Annotated in this window: 18 protein-coding genes; 7 read left to right on the top strand and 11 right to left on the bottom strand. The window is 47.0% G+C overall.

What is annotated here, in order from left to right:
- Positions 1-160 precede the first annotated feature (160 nt).
- From CLV98_RS13255 to CLV98_RS13235, 5 genes are all read left to right on the top strand, one after another.
- On the top strand, positions 161-1,090 hold the full coding sequence (locus CLV98_RS13255; protein ID WP_109674816.1) for a DUF4249 domain-containing protein: 930 nt from the start codon (positions 161-163) through the stop codon (positions 1,088-1,090).
- 14 nt (positions 1,091-1,104) lie between these two features.
- The gene (locus CLV98_RS13250; RefSeq protein ID WP_158281257.1) at positions 1,105-3,405 is read left to right on the top strand and encodes a TonB-dependent receptor; all 2,301 of its coding nucleotides are present in this window, start codon (positions 1,105-1,107) and stop codon (positions 3,403-3,405) included.
- A 22-nt stretch (positions 3,406-3,427) separates the two neighbouring features.
- Positions 3,428-4,084: a hypothetical protein gene (locus tag CLV98_RS13245; RefSeq protein WP_109674814.1), complete on the top strand. Its 657-nt coding sequence runs from the start codon at positions 3,428-3,430 to the stop codon at positions 4,082-4,084.
- A 280-nt stretch (positions 4,085-4,364) separates the two neighbouring features.
- The gene (locus tag CLV98_RS13240) at positions 4,365-5,045 is read left to right on the top strand and encodes a MotA/TolQ/ExbB proton channel family protein (RefSeq protein WP_109674813.1); all 681 of its coding nucleotides are present in this window, start codon (positions 4,365-4,367) and stop codon (positions 5,043-5,045) included.
- Between the two features lie 107 nt (positions 5,046-5,152).
- Positions 5,153-5,545, top strand: coding sequence for an ExbD/TolR family protein (locus CLV98_RS13235; RefSeq protein ID WP_109674812.1), 393 nt, complete (start codon positions 5,153-5,155; stop codon positions 5,543-5,545).
- 68 nt (positions 5,546-5,613) lie between these two features.
- On the opposite strand, the gene CLV98_RS13230 is transcribed toward CLV98_RS13235, so the two are convergent.
- The 8 genes from CLV98_RS13230 to CLV98_RS13195 all read right to left on the bottom strand — a co-directional run bounded on the left by CLV98_RS13230 (position 5,614) and on the right by CLV98_RS13195 (position 15,057).
- Positions 5,614-6,648: a Gfo/Idh/MocA family protein gene (locus CLV98_RS13230; protein WP_109674811.1), complete on the bottom strand. Its 1,035-nt coding sequence runs from the start codon at positions 6,646-6,648 to the stop codon at positions 5,614-5,616.
- 107 nt (positions 6,649-6,755) lie between these two features.
- The gene (locus tag CLV98_RS13225) at positions 6,756-7,154 is read right to left on the bottom strand and encodes a VOC family protein (protein WP_109674810.1); all 399 of its coding nucleotides are present in this window, start codon (positions 7,152-7,154) and stop codon (positions 6,756-6,758) included.
- A 199-nt stretch (positions 7,155-7,353) separates the two neighbouring features.
- Positions 7,354-8,832: a M56 family metallopeptidase gene (locus CLV98_RS13220; RefSeq protein WP_109674809.1), complete on the bottom strand. Its 1,479-nt coding sequence runs from the start codon at positions 8,830-8,832 to the stop codon at positions 7,354-7,356.
- The gene (locus CLV98_RS13215) at positions 8,832-9,206 is read right to left on the bottom strand and encodes a BlaI/MecI/CopY family transcriptional regulator (RefSeq protein ID WP_109674808.1); all 375 of its coding nucleotides are present in this window, start codon (positions 9,204-9,206) and stop codon (positions 8,832-8,834) included. The genes CLV98_RS13220 and CLV98_RS13215 overlap by 1 nt, the downstream gene beginning before the upstream one ends.
- Before the next feature lie 139 nt (positions 9,207-9,345).
- Positions 9,346-10,785, bottom strand: coding sequence for a pyruvate kinase (pyk, locus tag CLV98_RS13210; protein WP_109674807.1), 1,440 nt, complete (start codon positions 10,783-10,785; stop codon positions 9,346-9,348).
- Between the two features lie 26 nt (positions 10,786-10,811).
- Positions 10,812-13,322 carry a replication restart helicase PriA gene (priA, locus tag CLV98_RS13205; RefSeq protein ID WP_262512150.1) on the bottom strand — a complete coding sequence of 837 codons (2,511 nt, stop codon included), beginning with the start codon at positions 13,320-13,322 and terminating at the stop codon, positions 10,812-10,814.
- A gap of 141 nt (positions 13,323-13,463) precedes the next feature.
- The gene (locus CLV98_RS13200; protein WP_109674806.1) at positions 13,464-14,075 is read right to left on the bottom strand and encodes an aminotransferase class IV; all 612 of its coding nucleotides are present in this window, start codon (positions 14,073-14,075) and stop codon (positions 13,464-13,466) included.
- Positions 14,053-15,057 carry an aminodeoxychorismate synthase component I gene (locus tag CLV98_RS13195; RefSeq protein ID WP_109674805.1) on the bottom strand — a complete coding sequence of 335 codons (1,005 nt, stop codon included), beginning with the start codon at positions 15,055-15,057 and terminating at the stop codon, positions 14,053-14,055. The genes CLV98_RS13200 and CLV98_RS13195 overlap by 23 nt, the downstream gene beginning before the upstream one ends.
- A gap of 158 nt (positions 15,058-15,215) precedes the next feature.
- On the opposite strand from CLV98_RS13195, the gene CLV98_RS13190 reads away from it, so the two are divergent.
- Positions 15,216-16,223, top strand: a complete 1,008-nt coding sequence (locus tag CLV98_RS13190) for a YpdA family putative bacillithiol disulfide reductase (protein WP_109674804.1) — start codon at positions 15,216-15,218, stop codon at positions 16,221-16,223.
- A gap of 288 nt (positions 16,224-16,511) precedes the next feature.
- Entirely contained in the window at positions 16,512-18,059 is a 1,548-nt protein-coding gene (locus tag CLV98_RS13185) for a bifunctional GNAT family N-acetyltransferase/carbon-nitrogen hydrolase family protein (RefSeq protein WP_109674803.1), read from the top strand.
- A 65-nt stretch (positions 18,060-18,124) separates the two neighbouring features.
- On the opposite strand, the gene CLV98_RS13180 is transcribed toward CLV98_RS13185, so the two are convergent.
- The 3 genes from CLV98_RS13180 to CLV98_RS13170 all read right to left on the bottom strand — a co-directional run bounded on the left by CLV98_RS13180 (position 18,125) and on the right by CLV98_RS13170 (position 24,156).
- Entirely contained in the window at positions 18,125-19,612 is a 1,488-nt protein-coding gene (locus CLV98_RS13180) for a RagB/SusD family nutrient uptake outer membrane protein (RefSeq protein WP_109674802.1), read from the bottom strand.
- A gap of 28 nt (positions 19,613-19,640) precedes the next feature.
- The gene (locus CLV98_RS13175) at positions 19,641-22,820 is read right to left on the bottom strand and encodes a SusC/RagA family TonB-linked outer membrane protein (RefSeq protein WP_109674801.1); all 3,180 of its coding nucleotides are present in this window, start codon (positions 22,818-22,820) and stop codon (positions 19,641-19,643) included.
- 187 nt (positions 22,821-23,007) lie between these two features.
- Positions 23,008-24,156, bottom strand: coding sequence for a WD40/YVTN/BNR-like repeat-containing protein (locus tag CLV98_RS13170; protein WP_229203364.1), 1,149 nt, complete (start codon positions 24,154-24,156; stop codon positions 23,008-23,010).
- Between the last annotated feature and the right edge of the window lie 18 nt (positions 24,157-24,174).

The following is a 24,174-nucleotide window of genomic DNA, read 5'->3' as shown; positions in this document are numbered from 1 at the left end:
TGCTTCAATTTAAAACCAAGTCCTTTGAGTAGCATTTTTTTTGATCGATCGTAATTTTCTGACATATGTCAGAAAGTAATGGCTGGGCTGTTTCTTACCTTTGCAAAACAACACCCCGCCAAAGTTTACGAGACCGAGGGCGGGGCGATTTAATGCCTTCATGAAATATATATGTATTTTACTACTGCTGATGGTGTCGGGGTGCAAGGAGTCCAGCCTAGATCTGGATATTCCTTATGCAGGCGACAAGCTGGTTTTATGGGGGAAACTTAAAGCGGGAGCTCCCATAAGAATACAGGTTACCAGAACCTTCAATCCCGTTGGCTATATTCCGGAAGATGTAACCGTTTCAGATGCAAAGGTAAAAATAATACGGGATGGTAAAGAATCTATTGAACTAACTCCACATGCTAGTGAAAAGGGTGTTTACGTATCCGATCGCCAGATACAGACAGGGGCGACTTATATTGTAATAGCTTCTGCTCCCATGCTGCCCACTGCCGAATCGGAGCCGGTATTGGTGCCGTTGGATCTGCCGGATGTAACCGTTGAAAGGGACCGAAATGTTCCTGGTGAAATCAACCATCAGACACCTCAGGACCTGGTAAGCCTATACTTCCCAGAAAAGCGTTCGGAGGTCGAGAAATATTATACCCTTACATTTTTATCTTACTACAAGAAAGATACGGTTTCATCTGCTCCGTATGGTGCCACCGACAATATACCAGCCCAGGAAGAAGATTGTCATACTTGGGCAAAGGAAAAAATAGGGACCTATTATAGTGAAACGGCAGGAATTACCTATGATCGTCTCGTTACCGTATTTTTAATGAAGAGTAAGTGCCTGCCAGATCCACGAGACCCCATAAAATTTTATATCATAGCGGGTAATGATAGAGAGTCGGCATATCAGGTTACCATGCGCATTGGGAGCGTTACAAAAGAGGCTTTTGAATATGCCAAAATTGAGTATGACCAACCCGAGGGCGTGGACCTTCTGGTGCTTCCCCCACAAAGAGCATTGACCAATATTAAGAATGGCTATGGGCTCATTTCTGCTTCCAACGAAAAGACAATAGAAATACCATGACAAAATATTTTTTAATGGCTTTTCTTTTCCTCGCTGGTATGGAGGTCACCTTTTCTCAGAAGTTGATTATAAGTGGAACGGTGCGTGATGAGGCCACCGGGGAACTTCTGGTAGGCGCCACCGTAAAAGATAGTCTGTCACAAACGGGCGTGCAGACCAACGCTTATGGCTTTTTTAGTCTGGAAATTCCTTCGGGTGACCACCCACTTACAGTGAGCTTTGTTGGCTATTCGCCCTGTTACATCGCAGATTTTACCTCACTCAAATACCCCTTAGAGGTCAGACTTAAACAAGCTAATCTGCTACAGGAGGTTACGGTGAAGGAAGATAAGATGAAGACTATGCCCATTGGAGGGTTATCGATATCGATGGATAAAATAAAATCGATGCCTGCGTTGCTGGGTGAAGTGGATGTGCTGAAGGCCTTAAGCTTTACACCAGGCGTTTCGACTGGTACGGAGGGCAGTGCTGGCTTGTATATCCGTGGAGGAACACCCGATCAAAATTTAATATTACTGGACGAAGTCCCTGTTTATAACGTAACCCATCTGGGTGGATTCTTTTCGGTTTTCAATCCTAGTTCTTTAAAATCGGTTGAATTATTCAAAGGAGCGTTCCCTGCCCGCTATGGCGGCAGGCTGGCCTCGGTGATAGACCTCACCATGAAAGACGGGAACAATCAGAAATTCGGCGGAGAAGTGGGCATCGGTATTCTCAATCAAAATCTGACATTGGAAGGGCCCATCATTGGTAATAAAGCTTCATTTATTGTGTCGGGTCGGATCTCTACCTTAGGCCTATCTCCCTTGTTGCAGCCGAAGAAGTCGAGCGGATATGGTGAAACACGGGAGTATCGCTTCTACGATCTCAATGCAAAATTCAACTACCAGATCAATAAAACAGACCAGATCTACCTCAGTGTGTACAATGGTTTTGACCACTTTACCTACAGTGAATGGAGTGCTAACGGCGGGAGGGAAACGGAAGCGGCCCTAGGGAACAACTGGGGTAACACCACGGCAACGATCCGGTATAGTAAGGTTTTTTCTCAAAAACTCTTTGCCCGATTCGCTCTACTCTATTCGAAGTATACCAGTGAGATGACCAATCGTTTTGACGATATAAAGTGGAATGTTGATCCCGTAAAATTGTTTCGAAACACAAATGCCGGCGTAGTGGACTTAGGCGGTAAGGCCCAGTTCGATTATTTCCTGAACAACCGTGCAACTCTGAAGTTTGGATTGGACGTCACCAGACACTCCTTTAGCCCATTTGTTACCGAAAGCAATTATAATGACGCACCCAACGATACAAAAAAAGACAAGCTTCCGGGAACGCAGCTAGACCTCTACGTTGATGCTGCTATCGCCATCACGCCGACATTACGCTTTGATCCAGGTCTACGCTATAGTACCTATCAGGTTGAAAATCGTACGTTTTTGAATCCAGAGCCCCGCTTGGGGTTGAGCTGGTCGCTTCCAGCCAACTGGACTCTCAAAGGTGGGTACACGATGATGAATCAATATGTTCATCTGCTCACCAATAATGGCTTTGGATTTGGCTATGATGCCTGGCTTCCGTCTACCGCCAAGGTTGTGCCATCCAGAAGCAATCAAATCTCAGTTGGGGTGTACAAAACTTTTCATCGCCCTGGTCTGGATCTGTCTGTTGAAGTTTATACAACGCAGATGAAAAATCTGATAGACTATCCGGATGGTACCAATTTTACCGGACTACTGGCCGAGTCCTGGGATGATATTGTTATAAAAAACGGAAAGGGGCGTGTAAAAGGAATTGAGTTTATGCTGAGTAAAAAGACGGGCAAATTCAATGGCTGGTTTTCCTATACCTGGTCAAAATCGGAAAGGAGATTTTCGGAAATAAATGACGCTGCCTGGTTCCCGATGAAATATGACCGACGCCATAATCTATCCATCACAGCAAGCTATGTCCTAGGTAAAAAATGGAAATTAAATACCAATTTTATTTATCAGACCGGGCATGCCGTTACATTGCCCGAGAGTGCTTTTGTTACTGACGACAGTGGCGGTCCCCGATTTATATTCGATAAAAGAAACAACGGAAGAATGCCTGCGTTTCACCGGCTAGACTTAGGTGCTAGCAAATCGTTGGTAACGCCTCACAAGCGAAAAGCTGAGTTGCGACTCGGCCTCTATAATGCTTATAATAGGAGCAATCCGCTATATCTGGATCTGAAGACAGAGCAAAACCTTAATGCCCCCACCCGGATTGTTATCAAGCAAGTTTCCTTCCTACCCATCTTGCCTTATATAGGCTATACATTGAAATTTTAAACAAAAATATTCAAAATTGACCATGACAAAAGCATCCATTTTCTTTCTGGCCTGTCTCCTCATTGCGGGGTATTCATTTGCACAACAGGGTGTTGATTCTAATCATGCAGATAGGTCAATAGAGCGTCCCACCTATCAGGACTTACAAAAAAGAGCCCTTACTATTACATTGAATGGCTCAGCGAATAATAGTGAACAAAAAGCAGGTTGGTCATTGACGCCCCAGGCCGGTTATCTGGTGGCGGATCGATGGGTGGTTGGGCTTCAGTTGTCTATGGCAAACCGTTTTTCGAAGCAGGGAAACGGCTGGGCAAGTCTGAAACGGGGTGGGCTAAAGGAATATGCCTTTACACCTGAAGTATACACCCGTTATTATGTCCTACCCTTCCGGCTAACGCCCTTTGTACAGTTATCATCAGGTTATAATTTTGGGAAATTGACAGGAGCCTCGACGATTGCAGGAGAAGAAATCACGATGAATACCAATCATTACGTCATGTTTGGGGCCGTTGGCTTGAGTTTGCGGATCGGTAAGAATATGGGATTGCAGACTCAGTATAATTTGCCTTTAGTTGTAGACTCGAATACGAATGATATGATCAGAGGGAACCGTATTCGGCTGGGGTTATGTAATAGAGTTTATCCCATGCTTTCCATTACTACTGGGCTCCATGGCTAAAGTCTAGTATAGAGCGGTGAATACTTCGGTATTAATTAAAAAAAAGTATTGCAACGTAATGGTTATCTGCGTTAGTCAATTTCCATTGCTTGGCGTGGAAACTTCATCAAGCCCACATTAAATAACATTCATGCGCACAAAGAGCAGTACCTACATAGAGTAATTTTTCTATATTTGCCCTTTAAACAATATGGTGTCTTTTCAACCGTTTAAGTTCAAAGTCATTCTGAGGGCTACTGGCCTCAATTTTAACGCATAATCAATCATTTTATCATTACATATGATGCTGCTGCAAGCACTTTCTGATTCAACTATGGCGGCTCCGATGGCCGACCAAGGACTGTCTATTTTCGATCTGTTGGCCAAAGGAGGCTGGGTAATGTTACCACTTGGCCTATTGTTCCTAACGACTCTCTTCTTGATTTTTGAACGATTTCTCGGGATTAAGGCGAATGCGGCTATAGAACCGCAGTTTGTCGATAATGTCAAGGATTTTATCCAACAAGGAAATCTAAAATCTGCTGAATCGACCTGTCGCAACCAAAGAAATGCCGCTGGTCGGATCCTGGAACGTGCCATTGGCCGCATCGGTTATCCGATCAAAGACATTGAAACGACGATAGAGAATGCCAGCCAAATCGAAATTCAGCGTATGGAAGGGAACTTGCCTTATCTAGGGGTAATCGCCGGTATTGCGCCCATGCTTGGGTTTGTGGGTACCATTTCGGGTATTATCCGTATTTTCTACGATATCTCTATTTCCAACGATTTTAACATCAGTACCATTGCTGGGGGGATGTACGAAAAAATGATTACGTCGGGTTCGGGTCTGATCATTGGGTTGATCGCCTATGCAGGCTACCATATGTTAAATATGAAGATCGACCGATTTGCCCTTAGGTTGCAAATGGCCGCATCCGACTTTTTGGATGTCCTGCAAAAGCCGGTCGCTTCTAAGTAGTTATCACCCTATTATTACATATGACTTAGGTCCTCACTTGCGGGTTTAAGTCCGTTCACAGGCCCTGAGGGATATTTCCGACGGGATTTAGCTTATTATAAAATACTATGAAAATACGTCGAAAGGCCAGGTTTGCACCGGAGGTGTTTACGCATTCGCTCAACGATATTATGTTCTTCTTGCTCCTGTTCTTTTTGATCATCTCTACGATGTCCAATCCGAACGTGATCAAACTGATGCTGCCTAAGGCTTCAGCTTCGCAACAAATGTACAAGAAGCAGATCACCCTTTCTATCGATGAAAACAAGGTATACTATATCGATAAAGAGGCAATCCCGGCCGATATGCTGGAGGCTACCTTGGTGAGCATTTTCGAAGGGGTAGAGGAGAGGACTATCGTGCTACGGGTCGACAAGAATTTGGCCGTTCAGGACCTGGTAGATGTGCTGGAGTTGGGAGCCAAGAATGATATAAAAATGGTGATGGCCACGGCCAAATAGTCCGTCAATATAAGTTAAGAAATCGAGGGTCCTGAGCATTCATTTGTTCAGGACCCTTTTTTGTGGGACTAGTTTTCCTGAGCACTGGCATAGATTTTCTCTAAGATGGACTGTAGCAGCGCCCCTTGCTGTCCATTACAGATATTGCTGGGAAGACCCTCACAAGCATCCAGGAAGGCTCGGGTATTTTCTAGTTGATGGTCGGGTTCGGTCAGGTGGGGGAACTGAAGATTCATATGCTCACCTGCCGACTCGGTAAATATTTCCAATGGGTAGAGGGTTGCCCCCGCTTTAGTCCCGAATATCTGGAGCTGTACCGTCTCGGCTTCTTTGCGGTGGAGGGCAAAAGAGCTCGATAAGGTCACGCTCGCACGGCTGGGGAAGTTGATATGGGCAAAGCAAGCATCCTCCACCTCGAAGTGGGACCCATCCCAGCTGCCTCTTAACCCCTTTCCGCCCCGCTTGCCAATATGGTCATAGGTATTGGCGAGTACCGCCTTAGGAGGCTCGTAACCTATGAGGCCCAGGGCCAGGTCGAGCAGGTGAACGCCCAAATCGATGAGGGCCCCTCCTCCTTGGATGGTCTTGTTGGTGAAGTTCCCCCAGCCTGGTATCCCGCTCCGGCGGAGGTAGTCGGCCTTGATATGGTAGATCTCCCCGAAGGTGCCCTCGACTATTTGTTTTTGGAGCAGCCTATAGGCGGCCGACTGACGCCGTTGAAAGTTATATCCTAAGAAAACCCCTTGATGAGTGGCCAAATCTGCCATTTCCTGGGCTTCTTTGGCCCATATAGCGGGTGGTTTTTCACAAAATACATGGCATCCCTTTTTCAAAGCTTCCATTGTAAAGGGGTAGTGTAAGTTATTGGCCGTGCAGTTGACGAGAATGTCGGGCTGGGCATCTGCCAACATCGATTCTAAGGAAGTGAAAGCAGCCGGAATATTTTGTTCCTGGGCGAAGTGGTGGGTGCGGGTGGCCTCTCGGCCGCAAATGGCCACTACCTCGGCTCGGTCTGCGAGGGCCCTGAGGGCGGGAAGATGGTTTTGTTTTGCTATATGGCCAGCCCCAATCAGGGCCACACGGAAATGCTTTTTGGTAGTCAAAACGTTGGTATTTTAGATGGGTAAGCAATAGCCTACAAGTTATCTAAAATATTTGTAGGCCATGTGCAAGTCGGCGAATTTCTGCCAATACCACTCAGGTACTGAGCTTAGGCCCCTGCATGTATCGCTACCCGATTGCCTTCCGTATCGGCGAAGAAGGCCATATAGCCGATATCGTCGCTGATTTTGGTTTTGGGCATGATGATGCTTCCCCCGGCGGGTTCTATTCGGTCGATTACCGTCTGAATCGTTGGGTTGGCATTGAGGTAGATAATGGAACCATCGGCGCTGGGTTTATGGAAGTCACTTTTTACGAGTGCTCCCGAGACCCGGCCATTTTGAACCTCCATGTCCGATGGGAAAAAGGTCATTTCCATATTGAGCATATCTTGGGTGCTCATCTGCACATCGAAGACCGCCTCATAAAAGGCTTTGGCCCGTGCCGTATCGGTAACGGGGATTTCGAACCAATTAAGGCTGTTGGTGTTGGGACTCATTTTTTCCATAATTCCTTGGCGTTAGTGGTGAATAGAATGAAGCAGGATGCAATGATAGCCGGATGTAATGGACTGAATGGATTGATGTTATGGTTAAAGATACGAAATAAGTTAAAAATATAGCCAATTAAGTGACATCAATTTTGGGAATGCCTACAAAAAAACCGACTTGTGTTACAAGCCGGTGGTGGGGGGGATGGGGGTTGTCTTATTCCGCCTTCGTCTTAATCTCTATGACTCCGTTGGCCCCTTCGGCTCCATATGCCTCCTGTGCCTTGGGGCCTTTTAGTACATTGATGCTGGCAATGCGGGATGGAGGAAGGGTTTTAATGGGGTCAGGACCCGTTGGGTCTTGCTTTTGGCCATCAATGACGACCATAGGACGCTTGTCGGCGGGCAGGTTTTCAATCGCCTGAGGCTGTGTGGTGGTTTTATGGGAAGTATTGAGTTGGAAGTTGATGGGTAATACATATCGTACGTTGATCGCTTGTCCATCTTGAGCTCCTGGGGTCCATTTTGGAAATGCCTTTACAACTCTCAAGGCCTCCTCATCGCAGCCATGACCGATTCCTTTCTGGACCTTAGCCTGGCCAATTTCTCCCGTTTCGGTGACTACGAATGATACGACTACCTTTCCCTCTATATTGGCCCTGGTGGCTTCTTCTGGATATTTTAGGTTGTCGCCTAAGAATTGGAATAGTTTTTCCTGTCCTCCTGGGAATTCCGGTTGTTGTTCCACTACTGCGAATATCTTTTTTCCTTCCAGGCTTGCATCGATGCGCTCCTGGTCGCCCTCCACTTTTATCGATTCCGGTAGGGTAGCCTCCTTTTGATCGCTGGTTTGCTGGCAACCGGCCACCGTAAGGGCCACGGAGCCTAGGCCGAGCATGACTACGACGTAGCTACTCAACATCCAGGCAGAAGTTGGTTTTTTGTAAAGCATGGTGATTCTTGTTTTGATTTGAGATGATTGAAAAAAGGTATTCGTCAGTCCGGTAACTCTCTGTCCTGCAACATACGACAGCAGGAAATGGGCATAATGCTGACGGTTTTGGGCATCTTTATCGGCCAGGAACTCATGTACGATCTGTAGTTCCCGCTTGTAGAGGAGTAAGATAGGGTTGAACCAAAAAACGATGCGCAGGGCCTCTACCAATAGTATGTCCAGGCTATGCCTTTGCTGGAGGTGTACCGTTTCATGGCGAAGTATGGGCTCGAAATGATGGACGTAGTCGTTCTGGTTGATAACGATGCTGTTCAAAAATGAAAAGGAACCGATATGAGAGTGATTGAGTAGGATGAGATTTCCTTGGTCCAGTTCTATTTTCTCCCCTTGTCCCATGATTTGGCCAATTTTTTGCCATTGTCGTCCCAAGCGGATGGCCGCCCGTGCGGCCCCACATGCATAAAGCGTCCATATAAGTAGCGTCCAAGGTGATATTCCTGGAGGGCTGGGGGGAAGCTGGGTGACTTCGAAGGTGGGCAGGGTGCTCAGATATACTTCCGGGAGCCCTGGCACCTGCTGGGGATATTGGATAAAGGGTAAGAGTAAGGCTCCTAGCAGGGATAGGAGTAGGTAGGCCCTGTTCCAGACAAAAAATGTATGTCGACTAAGGAGTAGCCTATAGAGCCCCCAGGATACGATCCAGTAGAGACTCACTTTTCCAAGATAGAGTAGTAGTTCCATTAGGAGTTGGATTCAGGGCTGTCTATGATCTTTAGGATGTATTTAAGCTCTTCTTCCTTAATCACCTTCTCGTTGGCGAAGTACGAAAGTAGGTTGGGGAGTGAATTGCCAAAATAGTTTTGCATCAAATTCTGCACTTCGTGGCGCTTGTAGGTATCTTCATCGATCAGGGGGTAGTACTCATGGGTCTTTCCATAAGCCTGGTAGCCCACCACTTCTTTTTTCTCTAGGATTCTGATAATGGTCGATACCGTGTTATAGGCCGGCTTGGGTTCGGGCATTTCGGCCAATATATCCTTTACAAAGGCTTTCTTTAGGCGCCACAAGATGCGCATCACCTCTTCTTCGGCTCGGGTAAGGGTTTTTATTTCCATAGTCTATTGCTTTTAGGTATGGACAAATATAGAACTAAACATTTAGTTGTGAAACTATAATTTTAGTTTTATTTAAAATGGCACAAAAAAAGGTACCCGGAAGATGCCGGGTACCTGGTGTTTTTTTATAAAACGGAGGTTATTCTACCACGCTAATTTTAACGGTATTGGTTTTGCGTTTTTTAGAAAGTGGCATGCTTAAGCAATTGATAAACACATCTCCTTTTTCAAGTTCCTTTTTTTCGATCAAAAAGCTTTTGATATCTTCTACTAGTTTGTCGGTAGATATTTGTTCTTCTTTATCGTAATAGAACACCTTAGTACCCCAGTAAAGGGCCAGTTGGTTCATCAGCATCTTATTAGAAGTGAAGAGGATCAACTTGGCTTTAGGACGGTGGTGCGACAGGCGGAACGAGGTATATCCCGAGCTAGTGATCCCGATAATAGCGGCGGCTTGGGTATCCCTAGCCAAGCGGCAGGCACTCATCACCACGTTATCGTTTAGTTTGTTGACGCCTTCATGCTCGTTGACGTATGCGTGGTATTTGAAGTACACGGCGTTGGTGTTGCTTTCAACCCTTTCTATGGTGCGGGTCATGCTTTCAACGGCTAGCAAGGGGTATTTACCCGAAGCCGTTTCGGCACTTAGCATGACGGCATCGGCGCCGTCGAGTACGGAGTTGGCCACGTCGTTAAGCTCGGCACGGGTAGCGCGGGGGCTGTCGATCATACTTTCGAGCATCTGAGTAGCCACAATAACGGGCTTGCCCGCCTTGTTACATTTCTCCACGATCATTTTTTGGATCATAGGTACTTCTTCAGCAGGAAGTTCCACGCCCAAGTCTCCTCTGGCAACCATTATAGCATCGGTAGCGGCGATAATCTCGTCGATATTCTCGATGGCTTCGGGTTTTTCTATTTTGGCTACTACCTTCGAGAGCTTGCCTTTGCTTTGGATATATTCCTTCACTTTAATGATCTCAGCGGCCGTTCTTACGAAAGACAAGGCGATCCATTCGGCGTTATGTTCCAAGCCGAACTCTAGATCTTCGTAATCTTTGGCGGTTACCGAAGGCATAGATACCCTGGTGTTGGGTAGGTTCACTCCTTTTTTGGATTTGAGCAGCCCGCCGTAGACGACCTCAGTCACTACATCGGTGCCTTCAATACCTGTAACGAGTACCTCTAGCTTGCCGTCGTCCATCAGGATACGGTCGCCAATTTTTACGTCGTTATACATTCCATCGTAAGGAGTGCTCACTTTTTGGGCGGTGCCCAGTACTTCGGTATTGGAAAGAATCAATTTATTACCAGCTTCAATCAGAACACCATCCTTATCCTCTACCAATCCAATTCTAATTTTTGGGCCTTGAAGATCCTGTAAGATGGCGAGGTTCATTCCATGCTCCTCGTTGATTTGGCGGATGGTGGTAAGTCGGGCCAGGTGATCGGCATGGGTACCGTGCGAAAAGTTTAGTCTGAATACGTTGACTCCTGCTTGGGCTAAGGAAAGTAGCATTTCCTTGGTTTCTGAAGTGGGGCCTACGGTGGCTACAATTCTGGTTTTTTTGGATGACATAGGTTACTGTGCAGTAAATTATTGTTTTATATGGAATCTACATCGATTACAATGTGGATGCTTTTTAAGGTCTTGTCTGTCAAGACATCGAGTACTTTTTCTTGTATAAAGGTTTTTGCCGCCTTAAAATTAATCTTTTCTCTTTCAAGTTTTATTAGAATATCAAACAAATACTGATTTCTTACCCGGTCGACCAAGGGTGGCTCTGGGCCCAGTACTCTGCTTTTACCTAATTCCACATGAAGTTTCTCGGCCAGAATGGTGGCGGCTCTCCGGCTCGTGTTAGCGTCTATATGCTTTACAGTCAGCTTGATAAGGCGCGTGAATGGAGGGTATTGGAATTTGTTTCTTTCCTCTATTTCAGCAGCATACATGCCCTTATAATCGTGCTGTATTATTTTTTCCAACAGCGGCTGTGCCGGGTTGGCAGTTTGGATCAGAACGGACCCTGGCTTGTCGGCCCGGCGTCCTGCGCGGCCACTCACCTGAGTGACCATCTGAAAGGCCCTTTCCGATGCTCTAAACTCGGGGAAATGGATCATTCTATCGACGTCAAAGATACCGACCATACTGACATTGTCAAAATCTAGGCCTTTGCTCACCATTTGGGTGCCGACCAGAATGTCGATCTGTCCCTGTTCGAACTCCTGGATAATTTGTTGATAAGCGTTTTTGGCCCTCGTAGTATCCAAATCCATCCTTTGAACCCTGGCTTGGGGGAAAAGTATGGATAACTCATCTTCGATTTTTTCAGTTCCATACCCCATGGTTTTTACCTTCGGAGAGCCACAAGTGGGACAGGTGCGCGGTACCTGTTCCTTATGGCCACAGTAATGGCAGCGTAGTTCACCCACTTTCATATGGTAGGTTAGGCTTACGTCGCAGTTATTACATTCGGCTATCCAGCTACATTCTTCACATTGTAGATAGGGGGAGTACCCCCGTCGATTTTGAAAGAGAATGGTCTGGTGATTTTGTACCAAATTTTTCTCGATATGGGCTAGTAAAACGGAAGAAAACTCATTTTTCATTTTCTTCTGTCGCTTTTCAAGCTTGGTATTAATCAGCTCAAATTGAGGCAAGGAGGCATTGCCATAGCGTATATTCATTTCTACATGGCCATACCGGCCATTTTGGGCATGGTAGTAGCTCTCCAAAGAGGGAGTGGCCGATCCCAAGAGGGTTTTGCCCTTATGGAGGTAGGCCATCATAACGGCCACATCCCTGGCATGGTAGCGTGGAGCCGGGTCGAACTGCTTATAGGAGGTCTCATGCTCCTCGTCTACGATGATAAGGCCAAGGTTGTCGAAGGGAAGAAATATGGCGGAACGTACCCCCACGACGAACTGAAATTTTCCGTCCAGGATTCCTTTCCAAACTTCTACCCGTTCATTATCGGAGAACTTGGAATGGTAAATCCCCATTTTATCCCCGAAGACCTTGCGCAAGCGTACCACGATTTGCGTGGTAAGGGCTATTTCGGGCAGCAAGAATAGGACTTGTGTGCCTCCCGATAAGGCCGCCTTAATGAGTTCGATATATACTTCCGTCTTCCCACTGCCCGTGATACCATGAAGGAGCACTACCTCTTTTTCCTGAAACTGCCTTTGAATGTCAGTAAAAGCGATGCGCTGAGGCTCACTAAGGTGGATCTCTACGGGCTTACCCATCGGGATATCGTCGAATCGGGAAATAAAAACTTCAAAGGACTCGAAGATACCCTTTTTGATCAGGGTTTGTAAGGCGGAGTCGGAAAGGCTGTCGTCCTGGCTGAAAACAGACTTGTCTAAGCCCTTCTGGTTGAGCTCGGCATGGTTGTATACGGGTACATGGCTTAGGTAGCGTAATAGGATTTCTTGTTGCTTGGCCGACTTTTCCAGGGAATTGGTCAGCGCTACCAAGGCGTCGTCGGTCAGGTAGGCCGCGGTCAGTCGTATTTTACGTAGAACCTTAGGCTTGTATTTTTCCTTGACTTCTTCAAATAGTATCACCGCCCTTTTTCCCACCAACGACTTGATGATGGTGGTAATCTTGGTTTTTTGTACCAATCTTTCCACTTCTTCGTAGGTCAAGGCGTCCTGCTTTTTGATCGCCTCTACGATGATAGTCTCCAGGTCGGTGAGTAGGTGGTCGTCTTCGAACTCCGGATTGAATTGGATTTTGCTTTGGCTGGTGATTTTGAGCCCTGCTGGAAGTGCTACATTCATGACCTCGCCAATATTACAGAGGTAGTATTCGGCCACCCATTTAAATAGTCCAAGCTGCTGTGCCGTGACGATAGGCTGGTCGTCGAGCAATTCCAGAATATACTTGGCTTGGTACTTAACGGGTGGCGTGGTGTGCAATTGAGCCACCACACCGGTTATCACCCTTTTGGACCCAAACTGTACGATCACCCGCGCCCCTACCTGAATCATGGAGGCCATATCCCTGGGCACCCGGTAGGTAAACAGCGAGGGGATAGGCACCGGCAGAATCAAGTCGGCAAAGTAGGTAGTCTCGTCTTCGAATAAGTTGGGTTGCGATGCTGGGTGCAAGTCTAATATTCTCTTTAATGGAGGTGCAATTTACAGTATTGTTCTCTTTTTTGATGTCTTATTGCTCAAAAATGGAAGGAGATCGTATTAGATTCGTCCAATATTGTATTACTTCTGCCGATAATCATATTTCGGTGTGGATTATACAACGGATTGCAAGGGTATCGTAGGCGCATGTTCCCAATCATTGAGCGCATTGATGATCCTCAACAGAGGATAGGATTGGATCTGTTCCTCTCGGATGATTTGCGGGGTTATGACGCCCTGATCTATCAAATAAGCCCTTTGTGTCCCTGGTAAAAGGCAATTGGCGGGGGTATGCCAGGTGGTACCATCGCCCAGTACCAGGTTGCCATAAAAGCTGTCGGTAAGCAAGCCATCCTGTACGATAATGATTTCGTCGGCCTGTTCGCGCAGGGCAAATAGGGCCTCCAAGCCGCGGCGATCCTCATATTTGTAGCGGTAGTCGATTCCCTGAGCGTACACCTTTTTTACCTGGCCGATCGGCCGGGGGTGATGTAGCTGCCAGGTGATCTGTTGTATATGCTGGTCATAACTGATCCTTAATTTGTGACGCTCTTTGGTGATATGGTCGGGGATGGTTATTTGGCCCAAGTCTATGGTTTTAATGCCTCCCCATAGGGCCTGCTGGGTGCGGTTTATCCTCGCCTGGTGATAGGATTGATTGCGAATCTGCCGGTTTTCCACACAGATGGTTTCAAAGCAAAAATTATACAATGCTGGGTTGGACATTTTCGAAGGGGAAATATACTTTGTCGATCATTTCTTGGTATTCACTTTCGGCAACACTTTGGGCCGTTATCCCGCCACCGCTTTTAAAGAGCAGGCCGTCGGGCCCTTTCTCGATGAAGCGGATCATGACGGCACTTTCGAACTGCACCCCATCATAATAGCCCATCACCCCGGTATAATACCCCCTTTGGTACCCTTCTGCCTCTTCGATGATGGCCATGGTACTTGGCTTAGGGGCGCCAGTAATGGAGCCAGCAGGCAGGAGTTCCCAGAGCAAGTCTCCGAATCTGTTTTGGAAAGTGGGAGCTAGCGTCCCTCTGACTTCGGAACTTACCTGTAACAAGGTTTTCTGGTGGGTCTGTACGGGCTCCAAATAGCGGTATCTTTCCACCCACACCTTATTGCAGACCATACTCAGGTCGTTGCGGATCAGATCGACGATCGTAGCATGCTCGGCAGACTCCTTTGGGTCGTTCAGGATCTTTTCTGCCGCATTTGGAATGGCGGCATCGATAGTCCCTTTCATCGGGTAGGACCCTATTTCATGGTCCTTTATTCGAACGAAAATCTCTGGAGAGAAGCATACCCATTCGTCTTTGTAGCGAAGCCGATAGGGGGCATGAGCCCTTTCGAAGATATCGTGTAAAGTAAGATTGGTGTCGATAGGAGTAGGGACCGACAGATTGACCAGAAAGGAGTTGCCGGCATTGAGGTGGCGCATCACCAGGTCGAATTTCTGCTTATATTGCTCAAAGGAAATTGGCGCCTTATGGAAACTAAACTTTTCGAATATATGTCTTTTTGGGAGTATAGATCCATTGCTATAGCCATTGAAATCGAATGCTATGGTGGGTGCATCCAAGGCTTCGGTCGTCCAGGCCATGGGTTGAGACTTGGCATAGTCGATCATAAAGACGAATGGAATGCCCGCGTCTCCCCACTCGTTGAGTCGATTTCTGAATTCTTGAGCCGAAGTGAACAATGATTTGTAAACGATTATGAATTGATACTTGCCCGGTAAACCACTAAAAGGGGAGGCAAAGTTCAGTAAAAATATTGAAAAACAACATATAGCAGTCCAATGACTCTATTTTAAGTAAATCAAAACGCGCACGTCTAAGTGCCCTTTAAAAACAGCATATGCATCAGTACGATTTGATTATTATAGGTGGTGGCCCTTGTGGGTTGGCTATGGCCATAGAGGCCTCCCGCAATGGGCTGGATTATTTAATCCTCGAAAAAGGGAATTTGACCGAATCGATTCGGAAATATCCCAGGAGAATGCGCTTTTTTTCGACTGCCGAAAATATTGAAATAGGCGGAATCCCTTTCGCAATTTCCGAAGTGAAGGCCAATCGTAACGAGGCTTTGCAATATTACAGGAAGGTGGCGGGGTATTATGATCTCCAGTTTAAGCTCTTTGTAACGGTAGACAAGGTGGAAAAGCAGCCGGATGGAGGGTTTATTACTTATGCGGCCGATGGGACTACCTTTCGCTCTTCTAAGGTAGTATTGGCTACGGGCTATTTCGATGTACCTCGTAAATTGGACATTCCAGGGGAGCGTCTGCCCCATGTATCTCATTATTATGACGAACCTTTCAAGTATTCCTTTACCGACGTAGTGTTGGTAGGTGGGTCCAACTCGGCGGTGGAAGCTGCCTTGGAGCTGTACCGTCACGACGCCCGCGTAACGATCGTTCATAAAGGGGCCGATTTTCGTACGAAAGTCAAGTATTGGCTGGTACCAGATATAAAAAATAGGGTAAAAGAGGGTAAAATCAATACCCGATTCGACTCGGTGGTGCAGGCCATAGAGCCAGGCCGCATGCAGATCGCCAACACGCACTCGGGTGAGATGGAGTGGATAAAGGCCGATTTTGTATTCTTACTGGTGGGGTATCTGCCCGACGAGCACCTGTTGGCTCGCTGTGGGGTTGAGCTCGACCCGGTCTCTAAAGTGCCGACCTACGATACCGATACCTTCGAGACCAATGTGCCAGGACTGTACCTCTGTGGTACCGTGCTCGCTGGCGTGCATACCGAAAAGGTGTTTATTGAGAATGGACGCGACCACGCCGCCGCTATTGCGGATCATTTGGCTGGTAAAAAAGTGAGAAAGGTCAAGGAATTGATCGACCGGATTTAGCATTAGGGGCTGTATACGGAATCGCTAATTATATTGGTTTGGCAGCCTGACTTCGCCGTCTCCATGAGCCCCTATATCCGATTGGAGAATGGGTTTAATGGCTGTAAGTCCGAAGAAGGCTGAGGTGTAGTTTCATCGTCAGGTTGTTTCTTTAAAGAGCTGGGGGGAAAAGAGGGGTAGTTTAGGGATAGAATTCAAATATTGCTGACTTGGATAGTGGCTGAAGATAGCAAATGCATTAATTTTGATATCAATTAAAGACCTATTCAAGCGCCAACAAATTATTTTATGAAAATTATTAACAGGGAGTTAACGGAGGCCGATTATGCCGATTTGAAGGCGGCCATGATAGAGGCCTATGAAGGAATAGGAGGGGAATATTGGCGACGGGAAAAGATCGATATGCTATTGAAGAAATTTCCGGAAGGCCAGCTATGTGTGGAGGTCGACGAAAAGGTGGTAGCCGTAGCCTTGTCTATTATCATTAAGTACGACAAATATGGTGACGAGCATACCTATGCGGAAGTTACTGGCGACTATACCTTTAGCACCCACGACCCCAAAGGGGATGTGCTGTACGGCATCGAGGTGTTTGTGCATCCCGAATACCGCAACTTACGGCTGGGGCGACGGTTGTACGACGCTCGCAAGGAATTGTGTGAGCGACTTAATCTACGCAGTATCGTGGCTGGGGGGCGTATCCCCAATTATAACACCTATGCCAAGGAATTTACACCGAAGGAGTACATCGAGAAGGTGAAGAGCCGGGAGTTGTTCGATCCTACCCTCACCTTTCAGTTGGCCAACGACTTTCACGTAAGGAAGGTGCTCAATAATTATTTGCCCGGAGATACCCAGTCGAAGGATTACGCCACCTTGCTCGAATGGAATAATATATATTTCCAGCCTGGCAAAAAACGCACCAATCCCTCCGACTCCATCATCAGGATTGGGGTGGTACAATGGCAGATGCGGTTGTTCAAAGATGTGGACGCCTTTTTCGACCAGGTTGAGTTCTTTGTAGATACGGTAAGTTCGTATAAATCGGACTTTATTCTCTTCCCAGAGTTCTTCAATATGCCCTTATTGGCTCAGTTTAACGAGATGCCAGAGCCACAGGCGGTACGGAAGTTAGCCGATTTTACGGCTCAGGTACGTAAGAAAATGGAGGAGTTTGCTATTTCCTATAATGTCAATATTGTAGGGGGGAGTATGCCCTTGGTAGAAGATGAACTCTTGTATAATGCCGCTTATCTATATCGCCGCGATGGTACCAGTGAGGAGTATCGGAAAATCCATATTACTCCCAACGAAGTGCGCCATTATGGAATGGTAGGGGGGAATGAAGTAGCGGTTTTTGACACCGACTGTGGTAGAATCGGGATCAACATTTGCTATGATGTGGAGTTTCCAGAACTAAGCCGCTTGCTGGGGAGTCAAGGGATGGATATACTATTTGTTCCCTTCCTCACCGATACTCAAAACGCCTATATGCGGGTTCGGAACTGTTCTATGGCTCGGGCTATAGAAAACGAATGTTATGTGGCTATTTCAGGCTGTGTGGGTAACCTGCCAGGGGTTGAAAACATGGACATACATTATGCCCAGTCGGCGGTATTTACCCCTGCCGACTTCCAGTTTCCTACCAATGGGGTGAAGGCCGAAACGACCCCCAACACCGAGATGATGCTGATCGCCGATGTAGACCTGCTTCAGCTTAAAGAGCTTCACGAGCATGGTTCTGTGCAGGTGTTGAAGGACCGACGCACCGATCTATATGATGTTACCCGTAAAAGGAAAACGAAGGTGAGCGTAAAAACCGAGCTAATCGACTAAAAGGGGCTAACAAAAAAAAGCCTGGACCGACATGCGGTCCAGGCTTTTTTTTGTTGTTTCTATCCTTATTGAGGATTTTGTTCGATCAGGCCGTTCGAGTTATTGATTTCGTCCTGATGGATTAAGAACTGCCATCTTTTATCGCCAGCAGGCACATCCAGTACACCATTGGTATAAGTGGCACTGTGGTTGCCACCATTCCTATTCAGGGCACTGTTGGTACGTTTTAGGTCATAAAAACGGAAGCCTTCTCCCCATAGTTCAACACGACGTTGAATCATGATCTCTTCGATCAAAGCCGCACCCGTATTGGTCGACTTCACGTAGCTAGGGTTCCTGTTCACTGCCAAAGGATACAAGGCGGTAGCGGCATCGGCATCCTTACCCTGACGGGCCAGGGCTTCTGCTTCGATCAGGTACATTTCTGCTGCACGCATATAGGGAACATCTCCGATGCTCAAAGACTGGTCGGCCACTCTAAACTTCCTAGAATGATACTTAAACCGCTGGAAGGTAGAAGCAGGAAGGGGGAAATCGACCGTGTTCGTACCGGTAGGGTCCCAAAGCTTTTTACGAATATCACCTTCTGCTATTTTGTCATAAAGGACGGAGAATATCACCTTAGGGGTGGTACGAATAACCGATGCGCTAAAGTTGTTAGACATATAGGCGAAGAAAGAATAGAAATAGTTAGTTTGGTCCGAAACGATCCGTGATGACCACATCCATTCTTTATTATCGTAGTTGTTGAAACCACCTAGGTAGTCTTCGTTGCTCATTAGGGTGTAACCCGTGCGTGCCTCTTTGGCCATGGTAACCGCCGTGGCATAATCTTGCTGAGTAAGAGCCACCCTTGCTTTTATACCTTTAGCTACGGTTAGGTCGAAGTGCGACTTGTTGTTTCTAGTATATCCAGCAAAAAGGCCAATGGCATCGTCAAGGTCGGTGTTGATCTGAGCATATACTTCGGCAACTGTATTTCTAGGACTCGGGGTAATGGTAGGTTCCAATACCAAAGGAACTCCCAAGCCGTTATTGGCCGAGCTAGCATCGAAACGCTCTCCAAACATCTGCACCAAGTTAAAATGTGCCCAAGCCCGGTAAGTCAACGCTTCCGCTTTGATGGCCTTAATGTCGGACTGTGGGCCCTCGGCCTGGTCGATATTACTAATGACCATATTGGCATTAGCAATGATCATATAGTAAAAGGCGTAATTGTAATAAACGGAACTAGCGGAGGTGCTTCTATGCGAGATCCACTGGTACTCATTTCGTAGCCAGCTGCTGGAAGAAGTGGGGAAAACCAAATCTTCACCCATGATGTCCATATAGAGCATATTCCCCGACTGGCCTCCTTGGGCCTGTACCGAATAGATTTGGGAATACATAATCCTGTGGATACCATTTAAGGCCGCCCAGGCGTTGGTGGTAGTTTTGAAGGCGTCGGCTGCCGATACTTGGTCGGTGGGTACGGTCTCCAAATAGTCCTCCTCACAGGCTGTGTTTACCACGAGCAGGGAAGAGGCAAGAAGTATTGTTAATAACTTTTTCATATGGTTATACTAGATAAAGTCTGATGAATTAGAATTTCAATTTGGCTCCTATAGAAAATACCTTGTTGAAGGTATAGGTGTTAGAAACGGTACCGTTAAAGGTTCCCACCACGTTCATACCCTTGCGAGCAGAAAGTAATCCTAAATTCTCTCCTGTTACATAGATACTGGCTTCGCTGGCACCAATTTTGGCTGCAAGGTCCACGGGTACCCGGTAATTTAGACTTATATTATTGAGTTGAAGGTAAGAAGCATCGGTAAGGAAGCGGTCGCTGGTTCCGGCTTGGTTGGTCACATCACCGGCGTCGAGGCGAGGTACATCGGAAATGTCCCCAGGTTGCTGCCATCTGTTAAGGGCATCCACATGCAAGGCCGTTCCGTAGCTTCCTCCGTGCATCAATCCTGCATAGCCACCATCGTATATCTGGCCTCCTACACGGTAGGTCAACAAGAAGGATAGCGAGAAGTTGCGGTAGCTAAAGTTGTGGAGCATAGACCCGTAAATTTTAGGAATAGCCGACTTGCCGATATACCGATAGTTGGCCTCTGAGATCAACGGAGTCAGTGTATCCGATCCCATAATGGTGGTGCTATCTGTAATAATATTGGTCCGGTAAAGTGCTTTACCCGTTTCGCTATTTACTCCGTAAAAATCGCGCATGTAAAAGTCATAAATCGAATGTCCTACACTATAGGCCTTGGTTCCGTTAACGATCAATTCCTGATTGTCGGGCATTTTGGTGATCCTGTTCTTGATGGTCGATAGGTTCAAGGTGGTGCTATAGGTAAAGTCGCCAGACCGAACGATATCGCCCGTAATTTGGAACTCCAGTCCTTTGTTATAAAGGTTACCGATGTTTCTGTTTACTTCAAACCCTCCACTCAAGGTACCTCCGTTGTTCAAGGCCAAAGGCACGCTGAAGATCAGACCATCGGTTTTGCGGTGGTAGTATTCTACCGAACCGGACAATCTGCCTTTGAAAGCGCTGAAATCAACGCCAATGTCGAAATTCTTGGCCGTTTCCCAAGTCAACTCATTATTGGCAATCGAATATTGAGTAAAACCGGGCTCAGCGTCGTTATTACGTCCCAAATTGTATAGGGCTTGGTAAGGATAATACAAGCTATAACCATCGGGGTCGAGGATACCATCGCTACCAACTACCCCATATGAGGCCCGAAGCTTAAGTAGGTCTACCCAGCGAACATTGAAGAAATCTTCGCGCTCGATGTTATAAGCACCACCGACCGACCAGAAATTAGCCCATCTCACGTCCTTGTAGAAGCGGGAGTTACCATCTTTACGTAAGGAAGCGCTAATGATGTATTTCTTATCGAAATCGTAGCTAGCCCTGCTGAAATAACTTTCGATGGTATGGTTGTCTTCTCCCGAAGTAAGGGTAAGTACCGTGGCGAAGTTGGGGAGTTCCGTGATACCGTCCACGATAAAGCCCGAGCGACCACCCGATAGGGTGTTGTATTTGTAAGAATAATTTTCGTGACCTCCCAATACATTGACATGGTGCTTTCCGAAGGATTTGTCGTATTCTAGGAGCTGGTTCCAGGTATAGCTGGTAGTACGGTAAAGGTAATGGTACGCTCTACCGGCGGGCGATCCATCTCCAATGATCGGGTTGTCATAGCGACGCAAGTGGGTATCCTGAATATCAAAGCTTAGGTTGGTAGTGGCCTTCAAAGAAGGAAGGATATTTACTGTTGCGAAGGTTCTGGCTCCCAAGGTAGTACGCACCTGATAGCGTGTATTGAGCTCATTCTCCCAGATGGTATGGCGACCACCATAAGAAGGGCGCTTATCACCCATGTCGTAGATACGGTTGCCATTCTCGTCGAGTGTATAGGCGCCATCGGCCTCATGTGCATATACAGGATAGATTGGACCCATATAACGTGACACGAGGAATGGGTTGACGATAGAGCTACTTCCGCCAGCATTATCTTGGTTGCTTAGGCTATAGGATCCATTGATGTTAAGGCCCGTTTTTAGCCATTTTGTAGCTTGGGTGCTTACGTTAACACGGCCAGTAAAGCGACGGAAATCCGATTTTAATAGATATCCCTTTTCGTTGGTATACCCCAAAGAGGCGAAGAAATTGGATTTGTTGGTCCCACCGTCGAAAGACATCAGGTAGTTTTGGCGGCTTTTACCACCTTTTTGAAGGGCACTAGCCCAGTCTAGGTCGTCTGGATAAAGCAATTGGGCATTGGGGTTAAGCGTTCCGTCTACGCCCACTACTTGGTTGTTGGCTACGTTGAAAGGGTTGTATACGAGTAGGTCGGCGATACCGGTGTAGTTTTTACCACCATAAGAGGTTGTAAGGCCAGAAGCAACACTGTTGGCAACTTCGCGAGGAAGTTTCGATGAGCCATATACGAGGTTGTTGCGATAGGCTTCCCACATGAGTGGATAGTACTGTTGGGCATCTACCCTTTCGTATTCGGGCAATCCGCGAGAAATTACACCGCCCGAAGCGTTGAAAGAAAAGCTTCCCTTTCCTGCTTTACCTGATTTGGTAGTGACCATTATCACCCCATTAGCCCCCCTAGAGCCATAAATAGCCGTTGTAGAAGCGTCTTTTAATACCGAAATCGATTCGATATCACTTGGATTTAAGTTAGAAATGTCGCCACTGTAAGGAACCCCATCTACCACGTAAAGTGCGGTGTTGGAGTTGGAGATAGAGCCATATCCTCTAATCCGGATAGAAGGGGTGGATCCAGGGGCTCCGTCGGGTAGGGTAGTCTGAATACCAGGGGCCGCACCTATTAAGCTGTTGAAGGCATTGGAGGTAGGACGTTTCTCGATATCCAGCGAACCTATCTGACTAGACGAGCCCACGTGTGTCGTCTTGTTTACTGATCCGTAGCCCACTACGAGGACCTCATTCATCATCTTGATGTCCTGTTCGAGACCTACATTAATAATGCTGCGTTTGTCGATTTGAACCTCTTTACTAACAAAACCTACGAAGCTAATTACGAGGCTGTTATTGTTGTCGGTCACCTTAATGGTGTATTTGCCGTTCATGTCGGAGGTTGTTCCGTTACCAGTACCTTTTTCAAGGATACTTACCCCGGGCAGTGGGGATCCGTCTTCACTAGAGGTGATTACACCTTCTACGTTTTTTTGCGCATAGAGGGCCCCTCCGCTCAAAAAAAGCGATAAAAAAATGAATAGAATTTTTTGCATGTTAAATTAGCTAGTTTTGTTAATTGTTGCAATGCTAACGATTAGCAGCCTAAAGGTAGAAAAAAATCAAAATTAATTTTAAAAAAAACGAAAAAAACGCAGAAGAAAAATCAACAAATACAACTAAAATACAATATGATTATATTAAGTATCGCCCAGTTGACATAATATTAGTATCGTATTGCTGCTAATCCAACCTTAGGCGACGTCTAGTTTTTTTGACGGGCGACAAGCGTGTGATCTTCCCTACGCGGCCCGCGGCCCCTACGGCGAACCCTATAGAACCGGCAAAACTAGCCGAGTGAAAGGGTTGTTGGTCCAGTTCTTTCCAGCTATAGCCTTTGTCGAAAGAGAGGCTGGTGCCCGAGGGGCCTACGGCAACCAAAATTTTATTATCCTTACGGATTTGAGTCTGGCCATTCCAGGTCTTATTGGTCATTTTGTATTGGGCTACACACTCTTTTAGTCCAGCGGGAACGGTAGCCTTTTGTAGGCTCCAAGTGGCGCCTCCATCGCTGGTGGTAAGTACATTTGGGGCCTCTTCGTCCGTTTGCTTGTAATCGCCCCCCACGGCGATGCCCTGTTTGGCACTACTGAAATGTAGGCCGAACACCCCACTCGAAGGCCCTGCCGGTAGGGCCGTGGTGATGGCCTCCCAGCTAGTACCATAATCCAACGACCGCATGATGCGTGCTTGCTTGGCGCCACCGGTCCCAAAGAAGGCCATTCCCTTTCCGTAGGTGATTAGGGAAGTGCCGCTGGCAGCAAAGCAGGCTTCGTGGTCCTGAGCCACAGGGCGGCTTGCCTCGGGTAGTTCGGTCCAGGTCTTGCCACCGTCCTGAGTAAGCAGTATAAAGAACCGGCCATTTACTGGATCGCCTTGGCATATTCCCCTCTTTTTATTCCAAAAGGAGAGGCCATCCAAAAACACGTCGGGTTGGGTGGTGCTATAAACAAGCTCCCAATGCTGGCCGCCGTCTTCGGTTCTGTAGATTCGCGCCTTCCCGTCTTGGGATAGTCCTGCACTCATGGCCAGGGCCACCTCACTGCTAAAGGCATGGATGTCGCGGAAGTCCAGGGAGTCGCTGTCCGGCAAATGGTAGGTGGTCCAGGTTTTTCCCCCATCCTTTGTCTTGAGTATATTGCCCCCAGAGCTGCCAATCCAGCAAAGGGTGGGCGTTAGGGTATGAACCGCGCGCATAGGAGCCTTGGACTGTATATCGATCATTTCCCACTGGGCCCGAACGCTACTTACTCCAGAGAGTACAAATGCTATGCTCAAAAGGAGTACGGTGTATTTATTATTAAATTGAGACCTTATTAGTTGACTTGGCACGATATTTTGTTTAATTTT

It is taken from the genome of Dyadobacter jejuensis (assembly GCF_003149085.1).
GTDB lineage: Bacteria > Bacteroidota > Bacteroidia > Cytophagales > Spirosomataceae > Dyadobacter > Dyadobacter jejuensis.
The sequence above is the reverse complement of the archived record's forward strand: the minus strand, read 5'-3'. Positions and strand labels throughout refer to the sequence as shown.

Bases quoted from the DNA above. Each gene is read 5' to 3' on its own strand.
- CLV98_RS13245 (WP_109674814.1), top strand. From the start codon at position 3,428: ATGACAAAAGCATCCATTTTCTTTCTGGCCTGTCTCCTCATTGCGGGG.
- pyk (WP_109674807.1), bottom strand. From the start codon at position 10,785: ATGTCATCCAAAAAAACCAGAATTGTAGCCACCGTAGGCCCCACTTCA.
- CLV98_RS13190 (WP_109674804.1), top strand. From the start codon at position 15,216: ATGCATCAGTACGATTTGATTATTATAGGTGGTGGCCCTTGTGGGTTG.
- CLV98_RS13225 (WP_109674810.1), bottom strand. From the start codon at position 7,154: ATGGAAAAAATGAGTCCCAACACCAACAGCCTTAATTGGTTCGAAATC.
- CLV98_RS13215 (WP_109674808.1), bottom strand. From the start codon at position 9,206: ATGGAAATAAAAACCCTTACCCGAGCCGAAGAAGAGGTGATGCGCATC.
- CLV98_RS13220 (WP_109674809.1), bottom strand. From the start codon at position 8,832: ATGGAACTACTACTCTATCTTGGAAAAGTGAGTCTCTACTGGATCGTA.
- CLV98_RS13250 (WP_158281257.1), top strand. From the start codon at position 1,105: ATGGCTTTTCTTTTCCTCGCTGGTATGGAGGTCACCTTTTCTCAGAAG.
- CLV98_RS13235 (WP_109674812.1), top strand. From the start codon at position 5,153: ATGAAAATACGTCGAAAGGCCAGGTTTGCACCGGAGGTGTTTACGCAT.
- CLV98_RS13175 (WP_109674801.1), bottom strand. From the start codon at position 22,820: ATGCAAAAAATTCTATTCATTTTTTTATCGCTTTTTTTGAGCGGAGGG.
- CLV98_RS13180 (WP_109674802.1), bottom strand. From the start codon at position 19,612: ATGAAAAAGTTATTAACAATACTTCTTGCCTCTTCCCTGCTCGTGGTA.
- CLV98_RS13255 (WP_109674816.1), top strand. From the start codon at position 161: ATGAAATATATATGTATTTTACTACTGCTGATGGTGTCGGGGTGCAAG.
- CLV98_RS13185 (WP_109674803.1), top strand. From the start codon at position 16,512: ATGAAAATTATTAACAGGGAGTTAACGGAGGCCGATTATGCCGATTTG.
- CLV98_RS13200 (WP_109674806.1), bottom strand. From the start codon at position 14,075: ATGTCCAACCCAGCATTGTATAATTTTTGCTTTGAAACCATCTGTGTG.
- CLV98_RS13240 (WP_109674813.1), top strand. From the start codon at position 4,365: ATGATGCTGCTGCAAGCACTTTCTGATTCAACTATGGCGGCTCCGATG.